The sequence below is a fragment of the Streptomyces clavifer genome, assembly GCF_036345975.1.
GTDB lineage: Bacteria > Actinomycetota > Actinomycetes > Streptomycetales > Streptomycetaceae > Streptomyces > Streptomyces clavifer.
Genome location: NZ_CP107793.1, coordinates 3,348,551 through 3,366,505, shown reverse-complemented (window position 1 = coordinate 3,366,505; position 17,955 = coordinate 3,348,551). Strand labels below are relative to the sequence as shown.

General features: G+C 71.5%; 15 protein-coding genes. 10 read left to right on the top strand and 5 right to left on the bottom strand.

The window, feature by feature from the left end:
* Positions 1–35: 35 nt before the first annotated feature.
* The 3 genes from OG927_RS14455 to OG927_RS14445 form a co-directional block, all read right to left on the bottom strand.
* Positions 36–1,232 carry a DUF5667 domain-containing protein gene (locus OG927_RS14455; protein WP_124282017.1) on the bottom strand — a complete coding sequence of 399 codons (1,197 nt, stop codon included), beginning with the start codon at positions 1,230–1,232 and terminating at the stop codon, positions 36–38.
* Positions 1,233–1,460: 228 nt separating this feature from the next.
* Positions 1,461–2,237 (bottom strand): ECF subfamily RNA polymerase sigma factor, BldN family, encoded by a 777-nt coding sequence (locus tag OG927_RS14450; protein ID WP_056792933.1) that lies wholly within the window; start codon positions 2,235–2,237, stop codon positions 1,461–1,463.
* A gap of 437 nt (positions 2,238–2,674) precedes the next feature.
* Positions 2,675–3,637, bottom strand: coding sequence for an HAD family hydrolase (locus tag OG927_RS14445; protein ID WP_056792934.1), 963 nt, complete (start codon positions 3,635–3,637; stop codon positions 2,675–2,677).
* Between the two features lie 116 nt (positions 3,638–3,753).
* Here OG927_RS14445 and OG927_RS14440 point away from each other — a divergent pair, with 116 nt between their 5' ends.
* From OG927_RS14440 to OG927_RS14405, 8 genes are all read left to right on the top strand, one after another.
* A complete protein-coding gene (locus OG927_RS14440) occupies positions 3,754–4,032 on the top strand; it encodes a glutaredoxin family protein (protein WP_056792935.1) in 279 nt (92 codons plus the stop codon).
* A gap of 285 nt (positions 4,033–4,317) precedes the next feature.
* Positions 4,318–5,100, top strand: coding sequence for a redox-sensing transcriptional repressor Rex (locus OG927_RS14435; RefSeq protein ID WP_056792936.1), 783 nt, complete (start codon positions 4,318–4,320; stop codon positions 5,098–5,100).
* A complete protein-coding gene (locus tag OG927_RS14430) occupies positions 5,097–6,584 on the top strand; it encodes a glutamyl-tRNA reductase (protein ID WP_056792937.1) in 1,488 nt (495 codons plus the stop codon). Before OG927_RS14435 ends, OG927_RS14430 begins: the two co-directional genes overlap by 4 nt.
* Entirely contained in the window at positions 6,581–7,567 is a 987-nt protein-coding gene (hemC, locus tag OG927_RS14425; protein WP_056792938.1) for a hydroxymethylbilane synthase, read from the top strand. Before OG927_RS14430 ends, hemC begins: the two co-directional genes overlap by 4 nt.
* Positions 7,564–9,231, top strand: a complete 1,668-nt coding sequence (locus OG927_RS14420; protein ID WP_056792939.1) for a bifunctional uroporphyrinogen-III C-methyltransferase/uroporphyrinogen-III synthase — start codon at positions 7,564–7,566, stop codon at positions 9,229–9,231. Before hemC ends, OG927_RS14420 begins: the two co-directional genes overlap by 4 nt.
* Positions 9,232–9,344: 113 nt before the next feature.
* The gene (hemB, locus tag OG927_RS14415) at positions 9,345–10,340 is read left to right on the top strand and encodes a porphobilinogen synthase (RefSeq protein ID WP_199862733.1); all 996 of its coding nucleotides are present in this window, start codon (positions 9,345–9,347) and stop codon (positions 10,338–10,340) included.
* 186 nt (positions 10,341–10,526) lie between these two features.
* A complete protein-coding gene (locus OG927_RS14410; protein ID WP_330320272.1) occupies positions 10,527–11,843 on the top strand; it encodes a hypothetical protein in 1,317 nt (438 codons plus the stop codon).
* 642 nt (positions 11,844–12,485) lie between these two features.
* Entirely contained in the window at positions 12,486–13,451 is a 966-nt protein-coding gene (locus tag OG927_RS14405; RefSeq protein ID WP_330320271.1) for a MarR family transcriptional regulator, read from the top strand.
* 23 nt (positions 13,452–13,474) lie between these two features.
* Here OG927_RS14405 and OG927_RS14400 read toward each other — a convergent pair whose 3' ends face one another.
* Positions 13,475–13,825 (bottom strand): hypothetical protein, encoded by a 351-nt coding sequence (locus tag OG927_RS14400; RefSeq protein WP_056792943.1) that lies wholly within the window; start codon positions 13,823–13,825, stop codon positions 13,475–13,477.
* A gap of 211 nt (positions 13,826–14,036) precedes the next feature.
* Complete coding sequence (locus OG927_RS14395; RefSeq protein WP_330320270.1) at positions 14,037–14,786, bottom strand: DUF4232 domain-containing protein; 750 nt, start codon at positions 14,784–14,786, stop codon at positions 14,037–14,039.
* 440 nt (positions 14,787–15,226) lie between these two features.
* Here OG927_RS14395 and OG927_RS14390 point away from each other — a divergent pair, with 440 nt between their 5' ends.
* Together OG927_RS14390 and OG927_RS14385 are read left to right on the top strand one after the other, a co-directional pair.
* Complete coding sequence (locus tag OG927_RS14390; RefSeq protein WP_056792945.1) at positions 15,227–16,660, top strand: helix-turn-helix domain-containing protein; 1,434 nt, start codon at positions 15,227–15,229, stop codon at positions 16,658–16,660.
* A gap of 57 nt (positions 16,661–16,717) precedes the next feature.
* On the top strand, positions 16,718–17,911 hold the full coding sequence (locus tag OG927_RS14385; protein WP_056792946.1) for a phospholipase D-like domain-containing protein: 1,194 nt from the start codon (positions 16,718–16,720) through the stop codon (positions 17,909–17,911).
* Positions 17,912–17,955 lie beyond the last annotated feature (44 nt).

The window sequence follows — 17,955 nt, the reverse complement described above, 5'->3', positions numbered from 1 at the left end:
CCGGTCGGGACGACCCCCTCCTCCACGCGCTCCGGCTACGGCTCCACGTCCTCGCTGTCGATGCCCAGACCGGGCAGCAGGCCCGGAAGCAGCGGCGGCAGGGTGACGTCCGGTGCGGGGGACCCGCCGGTGCTGCCGCCACTCGGGCCGGACGGCGTGGTGCCGTCCGCCGGGACCTCGTCCAGCAGGCCGTCCGCACCGCCGCCGAGGAGGCCGTCCGACGGGCTGCCGTCCGTGGACGGCTCCGGTGCGCCGCTGCCGTCAGTGCCGGTGTCCGGGGCCTTCGACGCGGAGGGCGGCGTGGGGTCCGTACCGGAGGGGGCGTCGCTCTCCTGGGGGGAGCCGGACCGCTCGGTGTTCCCGCCGGTCCCCGGGGTCCGGGGGAGCAGGGACTGCAGCGGCACGACCTCCTGGTCCATGGCGTCGAAGACGGAACTGACCTTGTCGCCGATGTCGGTCAGCTGGACGGGCAGCCGGTCACGCAGGCTGCTCCAGCTCGCGCGGTGCGAGCGGGAGAAGGAGTCCAGCGTCTGGATCGGCCCCAGGGAGCCGTCCCGCTGGTACGCGGAGTGGAGCAGGCGGTGGCCCTCGGTGGCGTCGTGCGTCATGCCGTTGAGAGCACGCCTGACCTCGCCGAGCGACTCGTGGTCGAGCTCGCCGGCGCGGCCACGCTCCATCAGGCGGCGGGCCTCACTGAGCCGGGTCGACGCCTGGTCGAGGTAGACCTCGCCCCGGTCGGCGTCGCCGTTGGCCATGCCCAGGCTGATGTCCTCCATGCCGCGCTTGAGCCCGTACAGGGAGTCACCCGGCAGGGCGTCGGAACTGGCAGCGGCCACTCCACTGAACGCGCCCGCGGCCACACCGACCGTGAGGCCGCCCGCGGTGAGGCCCTTCGCCCAGCGGGAGCGTGGGCGCAGTTTCCTGAGCGGGGAGGCCCGGTGGGCTCCCTTGCTCCGTTGTTCGGGCACCGTAGGGCCCGTGGACACACCGCCTTCGGCGAACATGGTCTCCATGGCCGCGACGAGCTGTGCTCGCTGCACCACTTTGACCTCGGGATCCAATTCCGGCTTCGGTAGCTCACCGATGCCGTTCGCCAGGGCCAACAGCGTTCCGTGGTCGGCCTGTTCGGCCGGCTCCTCGGGCTGTACGGCCGCCGCACCCTGGGGCGACTGCTCCTCCAGGGCCTGGGCGAAGGCGTTCGCCCGCCGGTGTGCCGAAACGTTTGCGATCACTGGCGGCACCTCCTCTCGTCATGACGGTCGACTCCCCTGAGGGTCCGGAAGGTTGCCCACCGGACGCGATTCCACACGATCGAGCGAGTGTGAAGACGGTCAGGTGGGTCGACAGGGGGGCTGCATCCGGCACAACGAGTGGCGCGGCAGTTGGGTTACGGACTACCGATGATCGGACCAGTATGTCACGAACACGTCACGCAAGGTGACGGAAGTGGGTGGCGGCCCTCAGCGGACGTCGTCGGGCAGCAGTCGGGCGAGCGTGCGGACGGCGCGGTACTGCAAGGTCTTGATCGCGCCCTCGTTCTTGCCCATGACGCGGGCGGTCTCGGCGACCGAGAGGCCCTGCAGGAATCTCAGGGTGACGCACTCCTGCTGTTGGGGGTTGAGCCTGCGCACGGCTTGGAGCAGCGCGGCGTTGGAGAGGGACTCCAGGACGGAGTCCTCGGGACTGCGCGCGACCTCGTTGGCGTCGAGCATCTCGCCGGTGGTCACTTCCAGTCGGAAGCGACTGGACTTGAAGTGGTCGGCGACCAGGTTCCGGGCGATGGTGACCAGCCAGGCGCCGAAGTCGCGGCCCTGCCAGGTGAAGGTGGAGATACGGCGGAGTGCGCGGAGGAAGGTCTCGCTGGTGAGGTCCTCCGCTGTCGCCTTCCCTCCTACGCGGTAGTAGATGTACCGGTACACGGTGTCGCTGTACTGGTCGTACAGGCGGCCGAAGGCCTCGGCCTCACCGGCCTGTGCGCGCTCGACGAGATCCATCATGCGCGCGCTGTCGCTGTCGGCTGTCGGCCGGCGAACGGCCGGCGTGGTCGTGGCGCCGCGGCTGCTGCGTCTTCCGACCGCCGCGCTGTGTTCGGCCAGCGCATAGCAAGGGCCGGCAGGTGCAGGGGTGGCGAATGCGGGCGCGGCGTACGCGGTGGGGACGAAGCCGCGCAAGTGGTCGAGGACCGTTGCGCGCAGCGTAGCCAGGCCCGAGGTGTCAACCCCGACGTGTGGGTACACGGGACTCCCAGAGGCAGAGCTTCCATCACGTGCAGTTCGAAAACCGTCACTCGTCGTAGCGAGTGGCGAGCTCCTAATGCGTCTGAGGAGAATAACGCTTCGTACAGGCGTTGCTACACCCAGTTGCTCAAATCATCGATTACGTCGCTTTGATGACCTCTAAGTGATGGTTCCAGTCATAGATCGTGACCGTTTGTTGATCGGATCGCTTCGTGATCTGCCTACGGGAGCGACGGGTTGTGCTCGCCCGTACGCAACGCGACTGGCCGGAGCGTCGGGTGGCCGTGGCTGCTTAGCCCGTCCCGATTGGCCGTACGTCCCCGGGCGTGCCCCGGGGGCGGGGCGTGACCGGGCCGCCCGGGCCGGCGGTCCGTCGACGCGGTGGGTGGCGGGTGCGAGCGGTGGCGGCCCCGGACGGGCGGGGCCGCCACGGCGGGTCAGCGGCGGCGGCGGTGGAGGGCGACTGCCGCGGCGGTGCCGCCGGCGAGGGCTCCGACGCCCGCTGCGGCCGGGATGCCGACCTTGGCCGCCTTGCGGCCGGTGCGGTAGTCACGCAGGCGCCAGTCCAGGGAACGGGCGTGCTTGCGGAGTTTGGTGTCCGGGTTGATCGCGTACGGGTGGCCGACCAGCGACAGCATCGGGATGTCGTTGTGCGAATCGCTGTACGCCGCGCAGCGCTCCAGGTCCAGGCCCTCCGCCGCCGCCAGTGCGCGTACCGCCTCGGCCTTCGCCGGGCCGTGCAGCGGTTCGCCGACCAGGCGGCCGGTGTAGACGCCGTCGACCGATTCGGCGACCGTGCCCAGCGCGCCGGTCAGCCCCAGGCGGCGGGCGATGATCGTGGCGGTCTCCACCGGTGCGGCCGTGACCAGCCAGACCTTCTGGCCCGCGTCCAGGTGGGCCTGTGCCAGGGCACGGGTGCCGGGCCAGATGCGGTCGGCCATGTACTCGTCGTAGATCTCCTCGCCGATGGACATCAGCTCGGAGACACGGTGGCCCTTGACGATGGACAGCGCGCTGTCGCGGGCGTCCTGCATGTGCTCGGGGTCCTCGACACCGGCCAGCCGGAACCACGCCTGCTGCCAGGCGAACCGGGTCAGCTCGCGGCGCTCGAAGAACTTCCGCTTGTACAGGCCCCGGCCGAAGTGGAAGATCGCGGCGCCCTGCATCACGGTGTTGTCGAGGTCGAAGAAGGCGGCGGCCCGGTCGTCCCCGGCCACCGGGAACGCGGGCTCCCCGGCCTCTTCGGCCGCGGCCAGCAGCTCCACGGCGTCGGCGGGGAGAGGGGACTCGTCGGCGGGAAGGGCCGACTTCCGTGCGGCCTCGGCAGCGGCCTCGCCGGCCAGCACGCTTCGTGCTGTCGCGGGGCGTCTGCGGGGGCTGAGCCATCCAGGAGCGGCCATGCGGTAACCATAGCGATTCGGTCCGGCCGTTCCGGACCCGGCGGGATGCGTCGGCGTGAACTCTCCGGGACCGGAGTGTCGAACGGGTGACGCCGTGAGGAGCGCAGAATGAGGGTATGAGTGCCCTGCTGCGTCGTGCGAAGAAGAAGAACCCCGCTGACCGGGTGGTGACCCTCGTGGGGAAGCCCGGCTGTCATCTGTGCGACGACGCGAGGCTGGTCGTGCGCGCGGTCTGCGAGGAGACCGGCGCGTCCTGGGTGGAGAAGGACATCACGCAGGACGAGGCGCTCCACAAGGAGTACTGGGAGCAGGTCCCGGTGGTCCTGATCGACGGCGAGCAGCACACGTTCTGGCGGGTGGACCCGGCGAGGCTGCGCACGGCGTTGGGTACGTGAAGGGGGTCGATGGGTGAAACCCGGTTAACATCATGGGCGTTTTGAGTGGTCTCGGGGGCATGGACATGAGGAGTGTGTTCCGCTGTGCCCCGTTCCGGCCTGCAACGGACCCGTGCGGTCCCGGGTTCCGGGATCCCGTACGGAATATGCGTGACCCCGGTCACTTTGACCGGACAAAACGGACACTATCTTTGTGCACGCGTTCACAAAGACATAGCCTGCTGTCGACGGGGCGGTCTTAGGACATACGGCCGCCTGCAGCCCCGCTCATCCCGCAGGAGCACCGTGGCAACTGGCCGAACTCACCGACCGGCGACCCGTAGCCGAGGAATTCCCGAGGCCACCGTCGCCCGGCTTCCGCTGTATCTACGCGCACTGACGGCGCTCTCCGAGCGCTCGGTTCCCACGGTCTCCTCCGAGGAACTCGCCGCCGCCGCGGGGGTCAACTCCGCCAAGCTGCGCAAGGACTTCAGCTACCTGGGTTCCTACGGCACGCGTGGTGTCGGGTACGACGTCGAGTATCTCGTCTACCAGATCTCCCGTGAACTCGGCCTCACCCAGGACTGGCCGGTCGCCATCGTCGGCATCGGCAACCTCGGCGCCGCCCTCGCCAACTACGGCGGTTTCGCCTCCCGCGGGTTCCGGGTCGCCGCCCTGATCGACGCCGACCCCGCCATGGCGGGTACGCCGGTCGCCGGGATCGCCGTCCAGCACACCGACGACCTGGACCGGATCATCAGCGACAACGGTGTGTCCATCGGCGTCATCACCACTCCGCCCGGTGCGGCCCAGCAGGTCTGCGACCGGCTCGTCGCCGCCGGTGTGACCTCCATCCTGAACTTCGCCCCGACGGTGCTCTCCGTGCCCGACGGTGTGGACGTGCGCAAGGTCGACCTCTCGATCGAGCTGCAGATCCTCGCGTTCCACGAGCAGCGCAAGGCCGGCGAGGAAGCCGCCGCCGAGGGCGTCGCGCTCGAGGACCCCGACGAGGAGGCGCCGCCCATGCGCGCCACCCCGGCGAACCGGAAGGGACCCGACGGGGACATGCCCGCCGTGATGCCGGCATGAGCCTTCTGGTCGTAGGACTGAGCCACCGCAGCGCTCCCGTCTCCGTACTGGAGCGGGCGTCGCTGGCGCCCGAGGCCCAGACGAAGCTGTTGCAGGACACCCTCGCCGCGGAACCCGCGACCGAGGGCGCCGTGCTGGCCACCTGCAACCGCATCGAGCTGTACGCGGACGTGGACAAGTTCCACGCGGGTGTCGCCGAGCTCTCCACGCTGCTCGCGCAGCACAGCGGAGTCGGTCTGGACGAGCTCACCCCCTATCTCTACGTGCACTACGAGGACCGTGCCGTCCACCACCTGTTCTCGGTGGCGTGCGGGCTGGACTCGATGGTCGTGGGCGAGGGCCAGATCCTCGGCCAGATCAAGGACGCGCTCGCGCTCGGCCAGGACCTGCACACCGCGGGACGCCTGCTGAACGACCTCTTCCAGCAGTCCCTGCGGGTCGGCAAGCGCGCCCACAGCGAGACCGGGATCGACCGCGCCGGGCAGTCGCTCGTCACCTTCGGGCTGGAGCAGCTCGCGGACGGCACCGAGGTCACCGAGTGGGCCGGGGGCAAGCGCGCCCTGGTGATCGGCGCGGGCTCGATGTCCTCGCTCGCGGCCGCCACCCTGGCCCGCGCGGGAGTCGCCGAGATCGTCGTCGCCAACCGGACCCGGGCCCGTGCCGACCGGCTCGTCGAGATCCTCGGCCAGGGCGGCCGGGTCACGGCCCGCGCCGTGGAGATGGGCGCCGTGGCGGACGAACTGACACGTGCAGACGTGGTCGTCTCCTGTACCGGCGCCACCGGGCTCGTCCTGACCGCGGAGGCCGTCGCCAGGGCGCTCGGCGTGGACTTCGACGCCGCGGAGCGGCCGTCCACGGCTCCCGCCGCCGCGCCGGACCCGCTGGACCAGCACGCCGCCTGGGTGGAGAACGGCTCCGCCACCGCCGCGTCGCAGGCTGCCGTGCGCCGGGTGCCCGCGCAGGCCCGCTCCGGCGGCCCCGCCCGGCTCCACCTGCTGGACCTCGCCATGCCGCGCGACATCGACGGAGCGGCCCACCGCGTCGACGGTGTGCGCCTCGTCGACATCGAGTCGCTCGCCGAGGCGTCCGCGGACGCCCCGATGGCCGCCGATGTGGACCAGGTGCGCACCCTCGTCGCGGACGAGGTCGCCGCCTTCGGCGCCGCCCAGCGGGCCGCCCACATCACCCCGACCGTCGTCGCCCTGCGCACCATGGCCGCCGATGTGGTGGCCGGCGAGATCGCGCGGCTCGACGGACGCCTCCCCGACCTGGACGAGAAGCAGCGCGCCGAGATCACGCAGACCGTGCGCCGCGTCGTCGACAAGCTCCTGCACGCGCCCACCGTGCGGGTCAAGCAGCTCGCCAGCGAGCCCGGCGGTGCCGGCTACGCCGATGCGCTGCGGGAACTCTTCGACCTCGACCCGCAGACGGTGGCCGCCGTCTCCCGGGCAGACCTGAACGACCCGAATAGAGGGCGGTCATGACCGACAACTCACCCCTGGGCGGGGAGACCACGAATCCGCTGCGGCTCGGCACCCGGCGCAGCAAGCTGGCCATGGCGCAGTCCGGCATGGTCGCTGATGCGGTCCGTGAGGTGACCGGGCGCGCCGTCGAGCTCGTCGAGATCACCACGTACGGGGACGTCTCCCGGGAGCAGCTCTCGCAGATCGGCGGTACCGGCGTGTTCGTCGCGGCGCTGCGCGAGGCGCTGCTGAGCGGCGAGGTGGACTTCGCGGTCCACTCGCTCAAGGACCTTCCCACCACGCAGCCGGAGGGCCTCGTCCTGGCCGCCGTACCGGAGCGCGAGGACCCGCGCGACGTACTGGTGGCCCGGGACGGGCTGACCTTCGAACAGCTTCCGTCCGGTGCCCGCATAGGCACCGGTTCGGCGCGCCGCATGGCGCAGCTCAACTCGTACGCCCGGTCGCACGGACTCGACATAGAGACCGTGCCGATCCGGGGCAACGTCGATACGCGTATCGGATTCGTACGGAGCGGAGAGCTGGACGCGGTGGTTCTCGCCGCCGCCGGGCTCAGCCGCCTCGGCCGGACCGGTGAAGTGACCGACTTCCTGCCGGTCGACACCGTCCTGCCTGCTCCCGGCCAGGGAGCACTGGCGATCGAGTGCGCTGCAACCAGCGCCGACCTCGCCGCAGCGCTCGCCGAGCTCGACGACCCGTACACCCGGGTCGCCGTGACCGCCGAGCGCGCCCTGCTCGCCGCCCTGGAGGCCGGCTGCTCCGCACCCGTGGGTGCGCTGGCCGACCTCCTGGCCGACGGTCAGACTGTCAACGAACTGCGCCTGCGCGGTGTCGTCGGTTCCACCGACGGCACTTCCCTGGTGCAGCTGTCCATCACCGGTCCCGTTCCCACGTCGCACGACGACGCGGTGGCCCTCGGTCGCGAGCTCGCGGCCGAGATGCTCGCCAAGGGTGCGGCCGGTCTTATGGGGGAGCGAGCACTTTGAGCCCCACCGGCCCCGTCGTATCCGACTTCCCTGTCCTGTCCTCAGGGCACGTCACCTTCCTCGGCGCCGGTCCCGGCGACCCGGGACTGCTGACTCTGCGCGCCGTGGAGGCGCTCGCGAGCGCGGACGTCCTTGTGGCCGAGCCCGACGTTCTCGACGTCGTCCGCTGCCATGCGCGGGCAGGGGTAAGCACGCCTGAGGTGACGGTTGTTGACGTGTCGTCAACAGCAGTCGGGGTACCCGTTCTCAGGGACGCCGCCAATCTTGTCATGGAGGCGGCCAAGGGTGGCAGGCGGGTGGTCCGTGCCGTCACGGGGGACCCCGGCCTGGACGGCAACACGGGCGCGGAGATGCTCGCCTGTGCTGCCGCGGGTGTGCCCTTCGAGGTCGTGCCCGGCATCGCGAACGCCGTCGGTGTGGCGGCGTACGCCGGTGTGCCGCTGCGTGACGCGCAGGGTGCCGATGTGCGCTTCGTCGACGCCCGTACCGCTTCGGACCGCTGTTGGACCGAGGTCGGCGCGAGCGACGCGACGGCTGTCGTGTCCACGTCGCTCGACTCGGTGGCCGCGGCCGCCGGCGAGCTGGTCTCGGCGGGCCGCAAGCCCGACACCCCGCTGACGGTGACGATCGCGGGAACGACGACGCGCCAGCGGACCTGGACGGCGACGCTCGGGACGATCGCCCAGGTCCTGAAGCAGGCCAAGGTCCTCCCGTCGCCGGACGGGCACCAGCCGGTCATAGCCGTGGTCGGGGAGCGCAGCTCCGCGGCGCAGCGTGACCAGCTGGCATGGTTCGAGTCCAAGCCGCTGTTCGGCTGGAAGGTGCTCGTGCCGCGTACGAGGGAGCAGGCCGCGTCGCTCTCCGACCAGCTGCGTTCCTACGGTGCGGTGCCGCACGAGGTTCCGACGATCGCCGTCGAGCCGCCCCGTACGCCCCAGCAGATGGAGCGTGCGGTCAAGGGGCTCGTCACCGGCCGGTACGAGTGGATCGCCTTCACCTCGGTGAACGCGGTCAAGGCCGTGCGGGAGAAGTTCGAGGAGTACGGGCTCGATGCCCGTGCCTTCGCCGGGATCAAGGTCGCGGCCGTCGGCGAGCAGACCGCGGCGGCGCTGGTCGATTTCGGTGTGAAGCCTGATCTCGTGCCGTCCGGCGAGCAGTCCGCGGCCGGTCTGCTGGAGGACTGGCCGCCGTACGACCCGGTCTTCGACCCGATCGACCGGGTGTTCCTGCCGCGCGCGGACATCGCCACGGAGACGCTGGTGGCCGGGCTCATCGAGCTCGGCTGGGAGGTCGACGACGTCACCGCGTACCGCACGGTCCGCGCCTCGCCGCCGCCGGCCGACACCCGTGAGGCGATCAAGGGCGGTGGCTTCGACGCGGTGCTCTTCACCTCGTCGTCGACGGTCCGCAACCTGGTCGGTATCGCGGGCAAGCCGCACAACGTGACGGTGATCGCGTGCATCGGTCCCGCCACGGCGAAGACGGCCGAGGAGCACGGCCTGCGGGTCGACGTCCTGTCCCCGGAGCCGTCGGTCCACAAGCTGGCCCAGGCGCTGGCGGACTTCGGCGCGCGGCGTCGGGACGCGGCCAAGGAGGCCGGTGACCCGGTGACCCGGCCGAGCGAGCGGCGTCCGGGTGCGAGACGCCGCCGGACGACCACCTGACGGTCGGAACGGATGCGCGGGGCCCGGCTGCTTCTTCCCGAAGCGGCCGGGCCCCGCTTTTTCCGGCCCGGGTGTCGGTAAATCGGTGATGTGTGCGGGTCTAGTCTCGAAGGATGACTGTGTACGGAAACTTCCCCGGCTCGCGGCCCCGGCGGCTGCGGACGACGCCCGTCATGCGGCGCATGGTCGCCGAGACCCGGCTCGACCCCGCGAACCTGATCCTTCCCGCGTTCGTGCGCGAGGGCGTCGACGCCCCGGTCGCGATCTCTGCCATGCCCGGCGTGCAGCAGCACACCCTGGACACCCTGCGGAAGGCCGCGCTCGACGCGGTCGCGGCCGGGGTCTCCGGGATCATGCTCTTCGGCGTCCCGTCGGACGAGAAGAAGGATGCCCGGGGCACGGCGGGCACCGACCCGGACGGGATCCTCCAGGTGGCCCTGCGGGCGGTGCGGGAAGAGGTGGGCGACGACCTCGTGGTCATGTCCGACCTGTGCCTGGACGAGTACACCGACCACGGTCACTGCGGGGTGCTGACCGAGGACGGCCGCGTCGACAACGACGCGACGCTGGAGCGGTACGCCGAGATGGCGCAGGTCCAGGCGGACGCGGGCGCCCATGTGGTGGGTCCCAGCGGCATGATGGACGGCCAGGTCGGGGTGATCCGCGACGCGCTGGACCAGACGGGGCACGAGGACGTGTCGATCCTGGCGTACACCGCGAAGTACTCCTCCGCGTTCTACGGCCCGTTCCGCGAGGCGGTGGGTTCCTCGCTGCAGGGCGACCGCAAGACGTACCAGCAGGACCCGGCGAACGTCCGCGAGTCGATGCGCGAGCTGGCGCTCGACCTGGAGGAGGGCGCCGACATGGTCATGGTGAAGCCTGCCGGGCCGTACCTGGACATCCTGGCGAAGGTCGCCGAGTCGGTGGACGTGCCGGTCGCGGCGTACCAGATCAGCGGTGAGTACGCGATGATCGAGGCCGCCGCGGAGAAGGGCTGGATCGACCGGGACGCGGCGATCCTGGAGAGCCTGACGGGGATCCGGCGCGCGGGCGCGCAGATGATCCTGACGTACTGGGCGACGGAGGTCGCACGGCGGCTCGGGCGCTGAGCCCTGGAGTTCTCGAGCGGGTCACGGCGGGGCCGTGGCCCGCTCTCCGTGTGCCGGCCGCGGTCCGCGCGGGTCCGGCAGCCGCGCCGACGGGCCCCGCCGACGTGCCGGGGCGCCCTCGGCGCCCTCGAAGCCGGAAGATCAATTGGGTTGAGGACGGCGCGGGTTGCCGAGAGGATCGTGCGCATGATCGCACGCAGGAATCGCCGTCCCCCGTCCCCCGAGCTGGCCGAGGCCCGGGAGCACCTCGACAGAGGCGATGTCCCGGGCGCGCTGCGCGAGCTGCGGCGGGCTTCCTCGGTGCCGCTGGGGGAGGTCGCGGTCGTCGTCGGGCGAGCGGCGGCAGCGGCGGGGTTCGACGATCTGCGCAAGGCCGCCGCGGCTCTGGCCGCGCACCCCGACCGGGTGCGCCCGCTCTACGACTACGGCTACGCCTGCGTGGAGCGCGGTGTGTCCTTCCTGGCGATACCCGCCCTGGGTGAGGCGCTGCGCCTGTCACCGGGTTCCTCGGGCCTGCTGCGCGAGCTGGTCTCCGCGTACGAGGACGAGGGCAGGCACCGCGATGCCGTCGAGGCACTCCTCGCGCACGAGGACGGGCTCGCCGACTGGCCCGATCGCTACCTCCTGGTCTTCAACGCGGTCCTGGCCGGTGACCTGGAGCTGGCCCGCCGCCAGCGCGCGCGTCTCCCCGCCCCCGCCGAGGACACCTGGCTCGGGGCCCACGACCGGCAGAACCGGGTCCTGGACCGCGCGGCGGACACCGGGCCGGTGAGCCCGCTGGACCACTCGGATCTGCGCGGCTGGCAGTACGTCATGGGCGGAACCGTGCTGGGCACGCTGTCCCCGCACGGCTTCGACGCCGGGATGGCCGGCCGGTACGCCTGGGTCCAGGACACCCACGGCCGGTGTCTGCACGGGCTGCTCCGGCTGAAGGCGGTGCTCGGCGCCGCCGGGGTACGGCCCGGCTCGGTGTCCCTGTTGCCGGACCGGGGGAGCCGGATCCTGGGTCTGGCCGCCGCCGAGGTGCTGGGCCTTCCGGCGGTGCCCTTCGATGCCGGCCGGGAGGACACCGTCGTCATCGCCTACGACCTCGACGACACCGCCCGCGCGGACGGGGGGCCGGAGGCGCTCGGGGAGCTCTTCCACCGGGCGCCGGGGCAGGTCCTGCACGAGCATGCGAGCTGCTGGACCGACCCGCCGGCCGTCGCCGCCGACAGCGTGACACTGCTCCACCAGTCGGTCGTGCCCCCGTGGGGCGAGACCCTCGGGCAGGGTGCCGACGGCGGCATGGAGCGCGGGGCGGCCGACGGGCGGCCGGAGGCGGAGATCGCCGCGGACATCACGGGCGCCGACCCGGCGCCGGACACGGGGGACGACCAGACACCAGCCGATCCCCTCGACGCGCTCACGGACTTCGCCTCGGCGGTACGCGGCACCTGGCTCCGGGGTGACCGGGCCCGGCTGCGGTCCTCGGGGCCGGTGGCGAGCTCACGGTTCCTGTGAGCGCACGGTTCCTCGTCCTCTGAGCCCCCGGCTCCTCAGCGTTCATGGGTCCTTCTCCGAGGGCCGGCGGGTCTCCGGGTTCCCCTGCCACCGGATGAGCGGTACGCCTCGGCCGGAACGCCTGACGGGCGTCCACGGAGCGCGGCTCGCACCGGGAGGGAGGGCGGCGTTGCCGGACTCCCCTCCAGGGTCCCCTTGTCTGCGGACGGCGGCCCCGAAGCCCGATGCCCGATGCCCGAAGCCCGGGGCTCGGGTGTCGGGGGCCGAGCTCCGGGAAGGGCGGGATCACTCTTCCGGGTGGTGCTGGGAACCGTCTGGCCCGACGCTCGGGATCCGGGATTCGGACTTCGGGACACGGGCTCCGGGATTCGAGCGCCTTCTTTCAACCGGTAGGGAAAAGAAGGGTTGGGGGAAACCACCCCAACCTCCCGGCCCCGTCACGGCCAGCAAGTATGACTAATAGTGGCCGACTTGCGGCGGAGAGTGGCGGCTGTTTACGGTGCGGGAAACGAACGACCCCGACACGGCGCTAGCAACACCGGGCCGGGGTCTCACCCCAAGATCGGAACGGAAGACGATCTCGTGGCTATCCAGCACCCTAGCCCCGCCCTGCGCGCACCCGCATCCTCGCGCCCGTACCCGATGGCCCACCCCGGTTACGGCAAGCGATCCGCCCCGGACCAACAGCCGCGCAGCGGTCACGACTTCATGCTGCTGCCCCTGCGCGAGCGCAGCATCGCCGGGTTCATCGACCACCTGCCCGACGGTGCGGCCATGGACGTCAAGAGCCTGGCCCGACAACTGCCGCTCTACGGGCAGCAGGCGGTCGGCTCCGCCCTCAAGGCGCTGTCCGTCGCAGGGCACTTGCGCCGGGTGCGGTGCCTGGTGAGCGGTGCCGGCGGCCAAGTGCGCTGGGTCTTCCGCACGTTCTGGTCCCGTACCGCCCGCGACAACGAGTGGTGGGCGCACCTCGTCGGTGCCGAACGCGAGCAGTCGGCGATCGCCGGGCCCGTGGGCGTCGAGCCTTCGGTGGCCGAGCCTTCGGTGGCCGAGCCTTCGGTGGCCGAGCCTTCGGCCGTCGAGCCCGTGGTCGTCCGGCCCGTGACGCCGGTCGTACCCCGGCAGCGGGCGCAGGAACCGGCCCCGCCCGCGTCGGACGACCGCTCGCCCGCATACGCGGCCCTGGCGCGACTCGGGCGTGTCGATGCCCGGCTGGCACTGTCCGCCGCCGACTGCGCGGTCCTCGAGCCCCTGGCCGCCGAGTGGTTCGCGCGGGGCGTGGACGCCGACTACCTCGTGCGGGCCCTCGCCGCGGGGCTGCCCGCCCAGGTCGACTCGCCGGTCGGGTTCGTCCGTCGCCGTCTCACGGACAAGATCCCGCCCCACCCGCCCGCCGTACCGCAGCCGCCCGCTGCCGGTGCGCCGGTCCGGCTGGTGATGATGGAATGCACCAAGTGCGGTGCGCCCGGTCGCGCCGAGGCGCTTCCGGACGGCTTGTGCCGTCCCTGCCGACTGCCCGGAGACGAGGAACCTCTCGCCGACCTGCCTGCCGAACGGGACGTGCGCACGTACGTCGCAGGGCTTCGCGACCTGCTCAAAGCACCCTGATCTGCCGGGTCTGATCTGCCGGGTCAGGGCCAGTCGACGAGACCCATGAAGGCGATGAAGGCGCACAGGACCGCAGCGGGCGCGGCCCAGGCGAGCAGCAGGCGTGTCGGCTCCCGCCGTTGCCGCCACGGCAGGACCCAGCTCGCCAGCAGCACGGCCAGCGAGACCAGCAGACCGACGCAGAGGACGCCCCAGCCCACTGCGAACGAGTCGGTGAAGCGGTCGGCGGCCGCGCCGTTGCAGGAGTCGCAGGCCATGGGGGAGAGCGCACCGTAGAACAGGGCCGCGCCCGCTGCGGGCAGGGTGACGAGCGTCGAGAGCAGGGGTGCGACCCAGGCGTACGGGCTACGGGGATCGAGCAGGTCATCGGGCATGCGTACGAGTCAACAGGGGCGGCCGACCGGACACATGAGTGCTCCTACTCAGTCCCACCAGAACGACCGCCGTGCCCGCGGCCGGGGCGGGCGCCAGGCCGGGGCATGACCGTGAGGCAGGGGACAGGCACAGCGGGCACTATGTCCGGTTTGCCTGTCCCCTGCCTCACACCGACCGGCGGGGTGGGGTGGGGGCGGGGTGGGGCGTGGGTTAGTACGTGAGGGCTTCGGTCATGGTGGCCTGCCAGTAGGTGACCTTCAGAGTGCTGTCGACGTAGACCGGCTTGGCGAGCGGGACGTTCGACGACGGGCCGGTGGAGCCGGAGCCCTGGCGGTTCTGGAAGCTGACCGTCAGGTCCTTGGTGGAGTAGCCGCCCTCGCCGCTGCCGTCGGCGGAGGAGGTCATGACACCGGCGTACGCGGACTGGCCCGGGCTGAGGGTGACGACGGCCTGCGGCTTGCTCTCCTCGTAGACCGGCGGGACGGCCTGCGCCTCGCCGAAGGCGAGGAACGGGTAGGAGTAGGCGTTGCAGGCCTTCGAACCGGTGTTGGTCACGGTGAGCAGCATGTGGTTGATGGGGCGGGTCACGGCCGTGATCGTCACCTTGGTGTTCCCGCCGTCGCAGGCGCGGGTGACGGGGCCGCTGTCGGCGCCGGTGTCCTTGGCGGTGCCCTTCGGCTTCTGCGCGGCGGGTTCGGCGTGGGTGGAACCGGAACTCGAAACGGAGTCGGAGCCGGAGGCCGAACCGGAGTCCGCGTCGGAACCGGTGGAGTCCTTCTGCTGGTCCGCGGGTGCCTTCGGGCTGTCCGACGGCTGCTCCGAAGGGGCGGACGGTGCCGGGGCGCTGTCCGCCGCCGCCTGGTCGTCTCCCTGGCAGGCGGTCAGCGTGAGCGCGGCCAGCAGGGCAGCGGTGCCGAGGGCGGAGGTGCGGGCGGTGCGGCGGAAGTTGCGGTTACGCATGAGGTGGTTCTCCCCGTTGGATGGTCGTTCAGATGGTTGTTCGGAAGGTCGTTCGGACGGTCTGCGGACAGGTGGTCCGCGGAAGGTCTGTCGTGTCCGGGGCGCCGCTTTGGCGGGCCGGACGGTGCTGGATGTACTGGACAATGACGAGCGGTCAGAGGTGCCACAGGAGGGCGATGACGGTTGCTGCGGAGGCGATCAGCACTCCTGCGGCGACCGCATCCGTGAGGCTCAGTTCGAAGCGGGTACGCACTGCGTCTCCCGGTGTGGACGAAGGCTGTGTTCAGCGGTGTGCCCACATCCTGTGCGGCGCCGGATTCCGGAGGCAACGGCTGCCGGCCGGGACGGGACGCCGGAACGCTGAAATGCCATCTGACCTGCGGAAACGAGACCGTCCTGGAACGCGCTTCCGGGACGGAGCAGAGGGAGGAACGGTCGGGGTGGGTACGGAGATCCAGGACTTCGCGGCTGAGCTGAGTGGGCTCAAGGAACGGTCCGGGCTGAGCTACGGAGCGCTCGCCCGGAAGCTGCACATGAGCACGTCGACGGTGCACCGGTACTGCAACGGCGACGCCGTTCCGCAGGACTACGCGCCGGTCGAACGCTTCGCGCGGGTGTGCCGGGCGTCGGGGGACGAGCTGGTCGGCCTGCACCGGAAGTGGATCCTGGCCGACGAGGCGAAGCGGCGGGGGGCGCGGAAGTCGGAGTCGGCGGCCGTCGCTGTGGAGCCGGGGGACGGGCCATCGGGGAGCGCCGCACCAGGGCCGGGACCGGAAGCAGAACCGGAAGTCGAACCGGAAGCAGAACCGGAAGCGGAAACGGAAGCGGAACCGCTCGTGGGGTCGGATTCCGCGTCGGCGGCGGGAATCGGGGCCGGGGACGTCACGCCGCCCGGGGAGCAGCGCCCCGCGGCCGGTGGGTCTGTGGCGGACCGGCCCGTCACCGCGCCTCGACGGCCCTCCCGTCGGGTGCGCGTCCTGCTCGCCGCGGTGGCCGTCGTCGCGCTCACCGTGCCCGCCGCCCTGGTGTTCCGCGGACTCGCGGAGAACGACGGGGCGGGTGGCGGGCGTACCGACGTGGCCACCGGGGCGGCCCCGGTCGCGCCGAGCGCGAGCGCCAGCAGCAGCACCCGCAGCCCGTCCGCGACGCCGAGCCGGTCGGCTTCCCCGTCGGCCGGCGGCAGCGCCACCGCCACACCCTCCCCTCCGGCCGCGGCACCGGCGCGGCAGGGCGGGGCGGAGGACGACAAGGGCGTCCCCGTGAGCGCAGTCATCAGCTCGTACAACTGGGAGGCGCCGTGCGGGCAGCACTACCTGCTCGACCGTGAGCCCGGGACCGTACCGCCGCCGCCGACCGATCCTCAGGGCAGCCGCGGTTGGGCGAAGGCGCTCGGCGGTGTGGACGGGGGCGACATGATGCTCGAACTCACCCTCCAGGGGGCGTCGTCGCAGGCCGTGGTGCTCAAGGGGCTGCACGTGCGGGTCGTGTCGCGCGAACCGGCGCTCGCCTGGGCCGCGTACTCGATGGGGGAGGGCTGCGGAAGCGGTATCACCCCGCAGTCCTTCGACATCGACCTGGACGACGGTCAACCCCACACGCAGCCGGTCGCGGGGCAGGACGGCGGGGTCGTCGTCCCGGCGAAGGACTTCCCGTACCGGGTGAGCTCCACCGACGTGGAGGTGTTCAACCTCGATGCTCATGTGGAGGGGCACGACGTGACCTGGTACCTGGAGCTGGAGTGGAGCAGCGGCGACCGGAGCGGGACCCTGCGCATCGACGACAACGGCAAGCCGTTCCGTACGAGCAGCATCACGGGGCGGCCGGAGTACCTCTACTGGGTGGACAGGGCCGAGTGGGTGGAAGCCGAGTACTGATGCGGCGGGGGAGTACAGTCGCCGGGTTCCCAACCCTTCGATCAGGTCAGGTGACCCATGCCCACAGAGACGGACGACAGACCGGACACCGGTTACCCCGAGCGCATCCTGCGGCTGCGGCGGCGGCTTGAACGGCTGATCGGCATCGCCGCCACCGAGGGCAACGCGCTCGTGCCCCTTCGCAACGGGGACGCGATCTTCGCCGCGATGCTGGGTGCGATACGTGATGCCGAGCACACCGTGGACATGATGACCTTCGTCTACTGGCGCGGTGACATAGCCCGCGACTTCGCCGAGGCGCTGTCGGAGCGGGCCCGCGCCGGCGTGCGGGTGCGGCTGCTCCTGGACGGCTTCGGCAGCCGGCTGATCGAGAAGGACCAACTGGCGATGATGGAGGAGGCCGGGGTGGCGGTGGCGTGGTTCCGCAAGCCCCTGTACCTGTCGCCGCTCAAGCAGAACCACCGCTGTCACCGCAAGGTCCTCGTGACCGACGAGGAGACGGCGTTCACCGGCGGCGTCGGTATCGCGGAGGAGTGGTGCGGCGACGCCCGTGACGAGCGTGAGTGGCGGGACACCCACGTGCAGCTGCGCGGTCCGGCGGTGGACGGTCTCGCCGCCGCGTTCGCCCAGAACTGGGCGGAGTGCCACGACGAGCTGTTCACCGACCGCGACCGGTTCGTCGACCTCCAGCCGGAGGGCGACGCGATCGTCCAGGTGGTGCGGGGTTCGGCCAGCTTCGGCTGGCAGGACATGCAGACCCTGCTCCGGGTGGTGCTGGAGTCCGCCGAGGAGCGGGTGAGGCTCACCACGGCGTACTTCGCACCCGACACTTACTTCATCGAGCTGCTCTGCGCCACGGCTGCGCGGGGCGTCTCCGTGGAGATCCTGCTGCCCGGACCGCACACGGACAAGCGGGTCTGCCAGCTGGCGGGACAGCACCACTACGAGGAACTCATCGCCTGCGGCGTGAAGATCTACCAGTACCAGCCGACGATGATGCACACCAAGGCGCTGACCGTGGACCGGGTCGCGTCCCTGATCGGCTCGACGAACTTCAACAGGCGCTCGCTGGACCACGACGAGGAAGTGATGCTCGCGGTGCTGGACCAGGACTTCACCGCCGTCCTGGACGGTCACTTCGAGGATGACGTGACGAAGAGCGTCCTGATCGAGGAAGGCCGGTGGAAGCGTCGCTCCCCGGTGCAGCGGGTCCGCGAGGCCGCGGTCCTGCCCATCCGCCGCTGGCTGTGACGGATACGTCCGGGCGCCGGGGGTGTGACAGCGCGGACCGGGGG

Excerpts from the sequence above, each read along its gene's own strand:
- OG927_RS14395 (WP_330320270.1), bottom strand. The coding sequence starts at position 14,786 with ATGCGTAACCGCAACTTCCGCCGCACCGCCCGCACCTCCGCCCTCGGC.
- OG927_RS14445 (WP_056792934.1), bottom strand. The coding sequence starts at position 3,637 with ATGGCCGCTCCTGGATGGCTCAGCCCCCGCAGACGCCCCGCGACAGCA.
- OG927_RS14400 (WP_056792943.1), bottom strand. The coding sequence starts at position 13,825 with ATGCCCGATGACCTGCTCGATCCCCGTAGCCCGTACGCCTGGGTCGCA.
- OG927_RS14440 (WP_056792935.1), top strand. The coding sequence starts at position 3,754 with ATGAGTGCCCTGCTGCGTCGTGCGAAGAAGAAGAACCCCGCTGACCGG.
- OG927_RS14385 (WP_056792946.1), top strand. The coding sequence starts at position 16,718 with ATGCCCACAGAGACGGACGACAGACCGGACACCGGTTACCCCGAGCGC.
- hemB (WP_199862733.1), top strand. The coding sequence starts at position 9,345 with ATGACTGTGTACGGAAACTTCCCCGGCTCGCGGCCCCGGCGGCTGCGG.
- hemC (WP_056792938.1), top strand. The coding sequence starts at position 6,581 with ATGACCGACAACTCACCCCTGGGCGGGGAGACCACGAATCCGCTGCGG.
- OG927_RS14430 (WP_056792937.1), top strand. The coding sequence starts at position 5,097 with ATGAGCCTTCTGGTCGTAGGACTGAGCCACCGCAGCGCTCCCGTCTCC.
- OG927_RS14405 (WP_330320271.1), top strand. The coding sequence starts at position 12,486 with ATGGCCCACCCCGGTTACGGCAAGCGATCCGCCCCGGACCAACAGCCG.
- OG927_RS14410 (WP_330320272.1), top strand. The coding sequence starts at position 10,527 with ATGATCGCACGCAGGAATCGCCGTCCCCCGTCCCCCGAGCTGGCCGAG.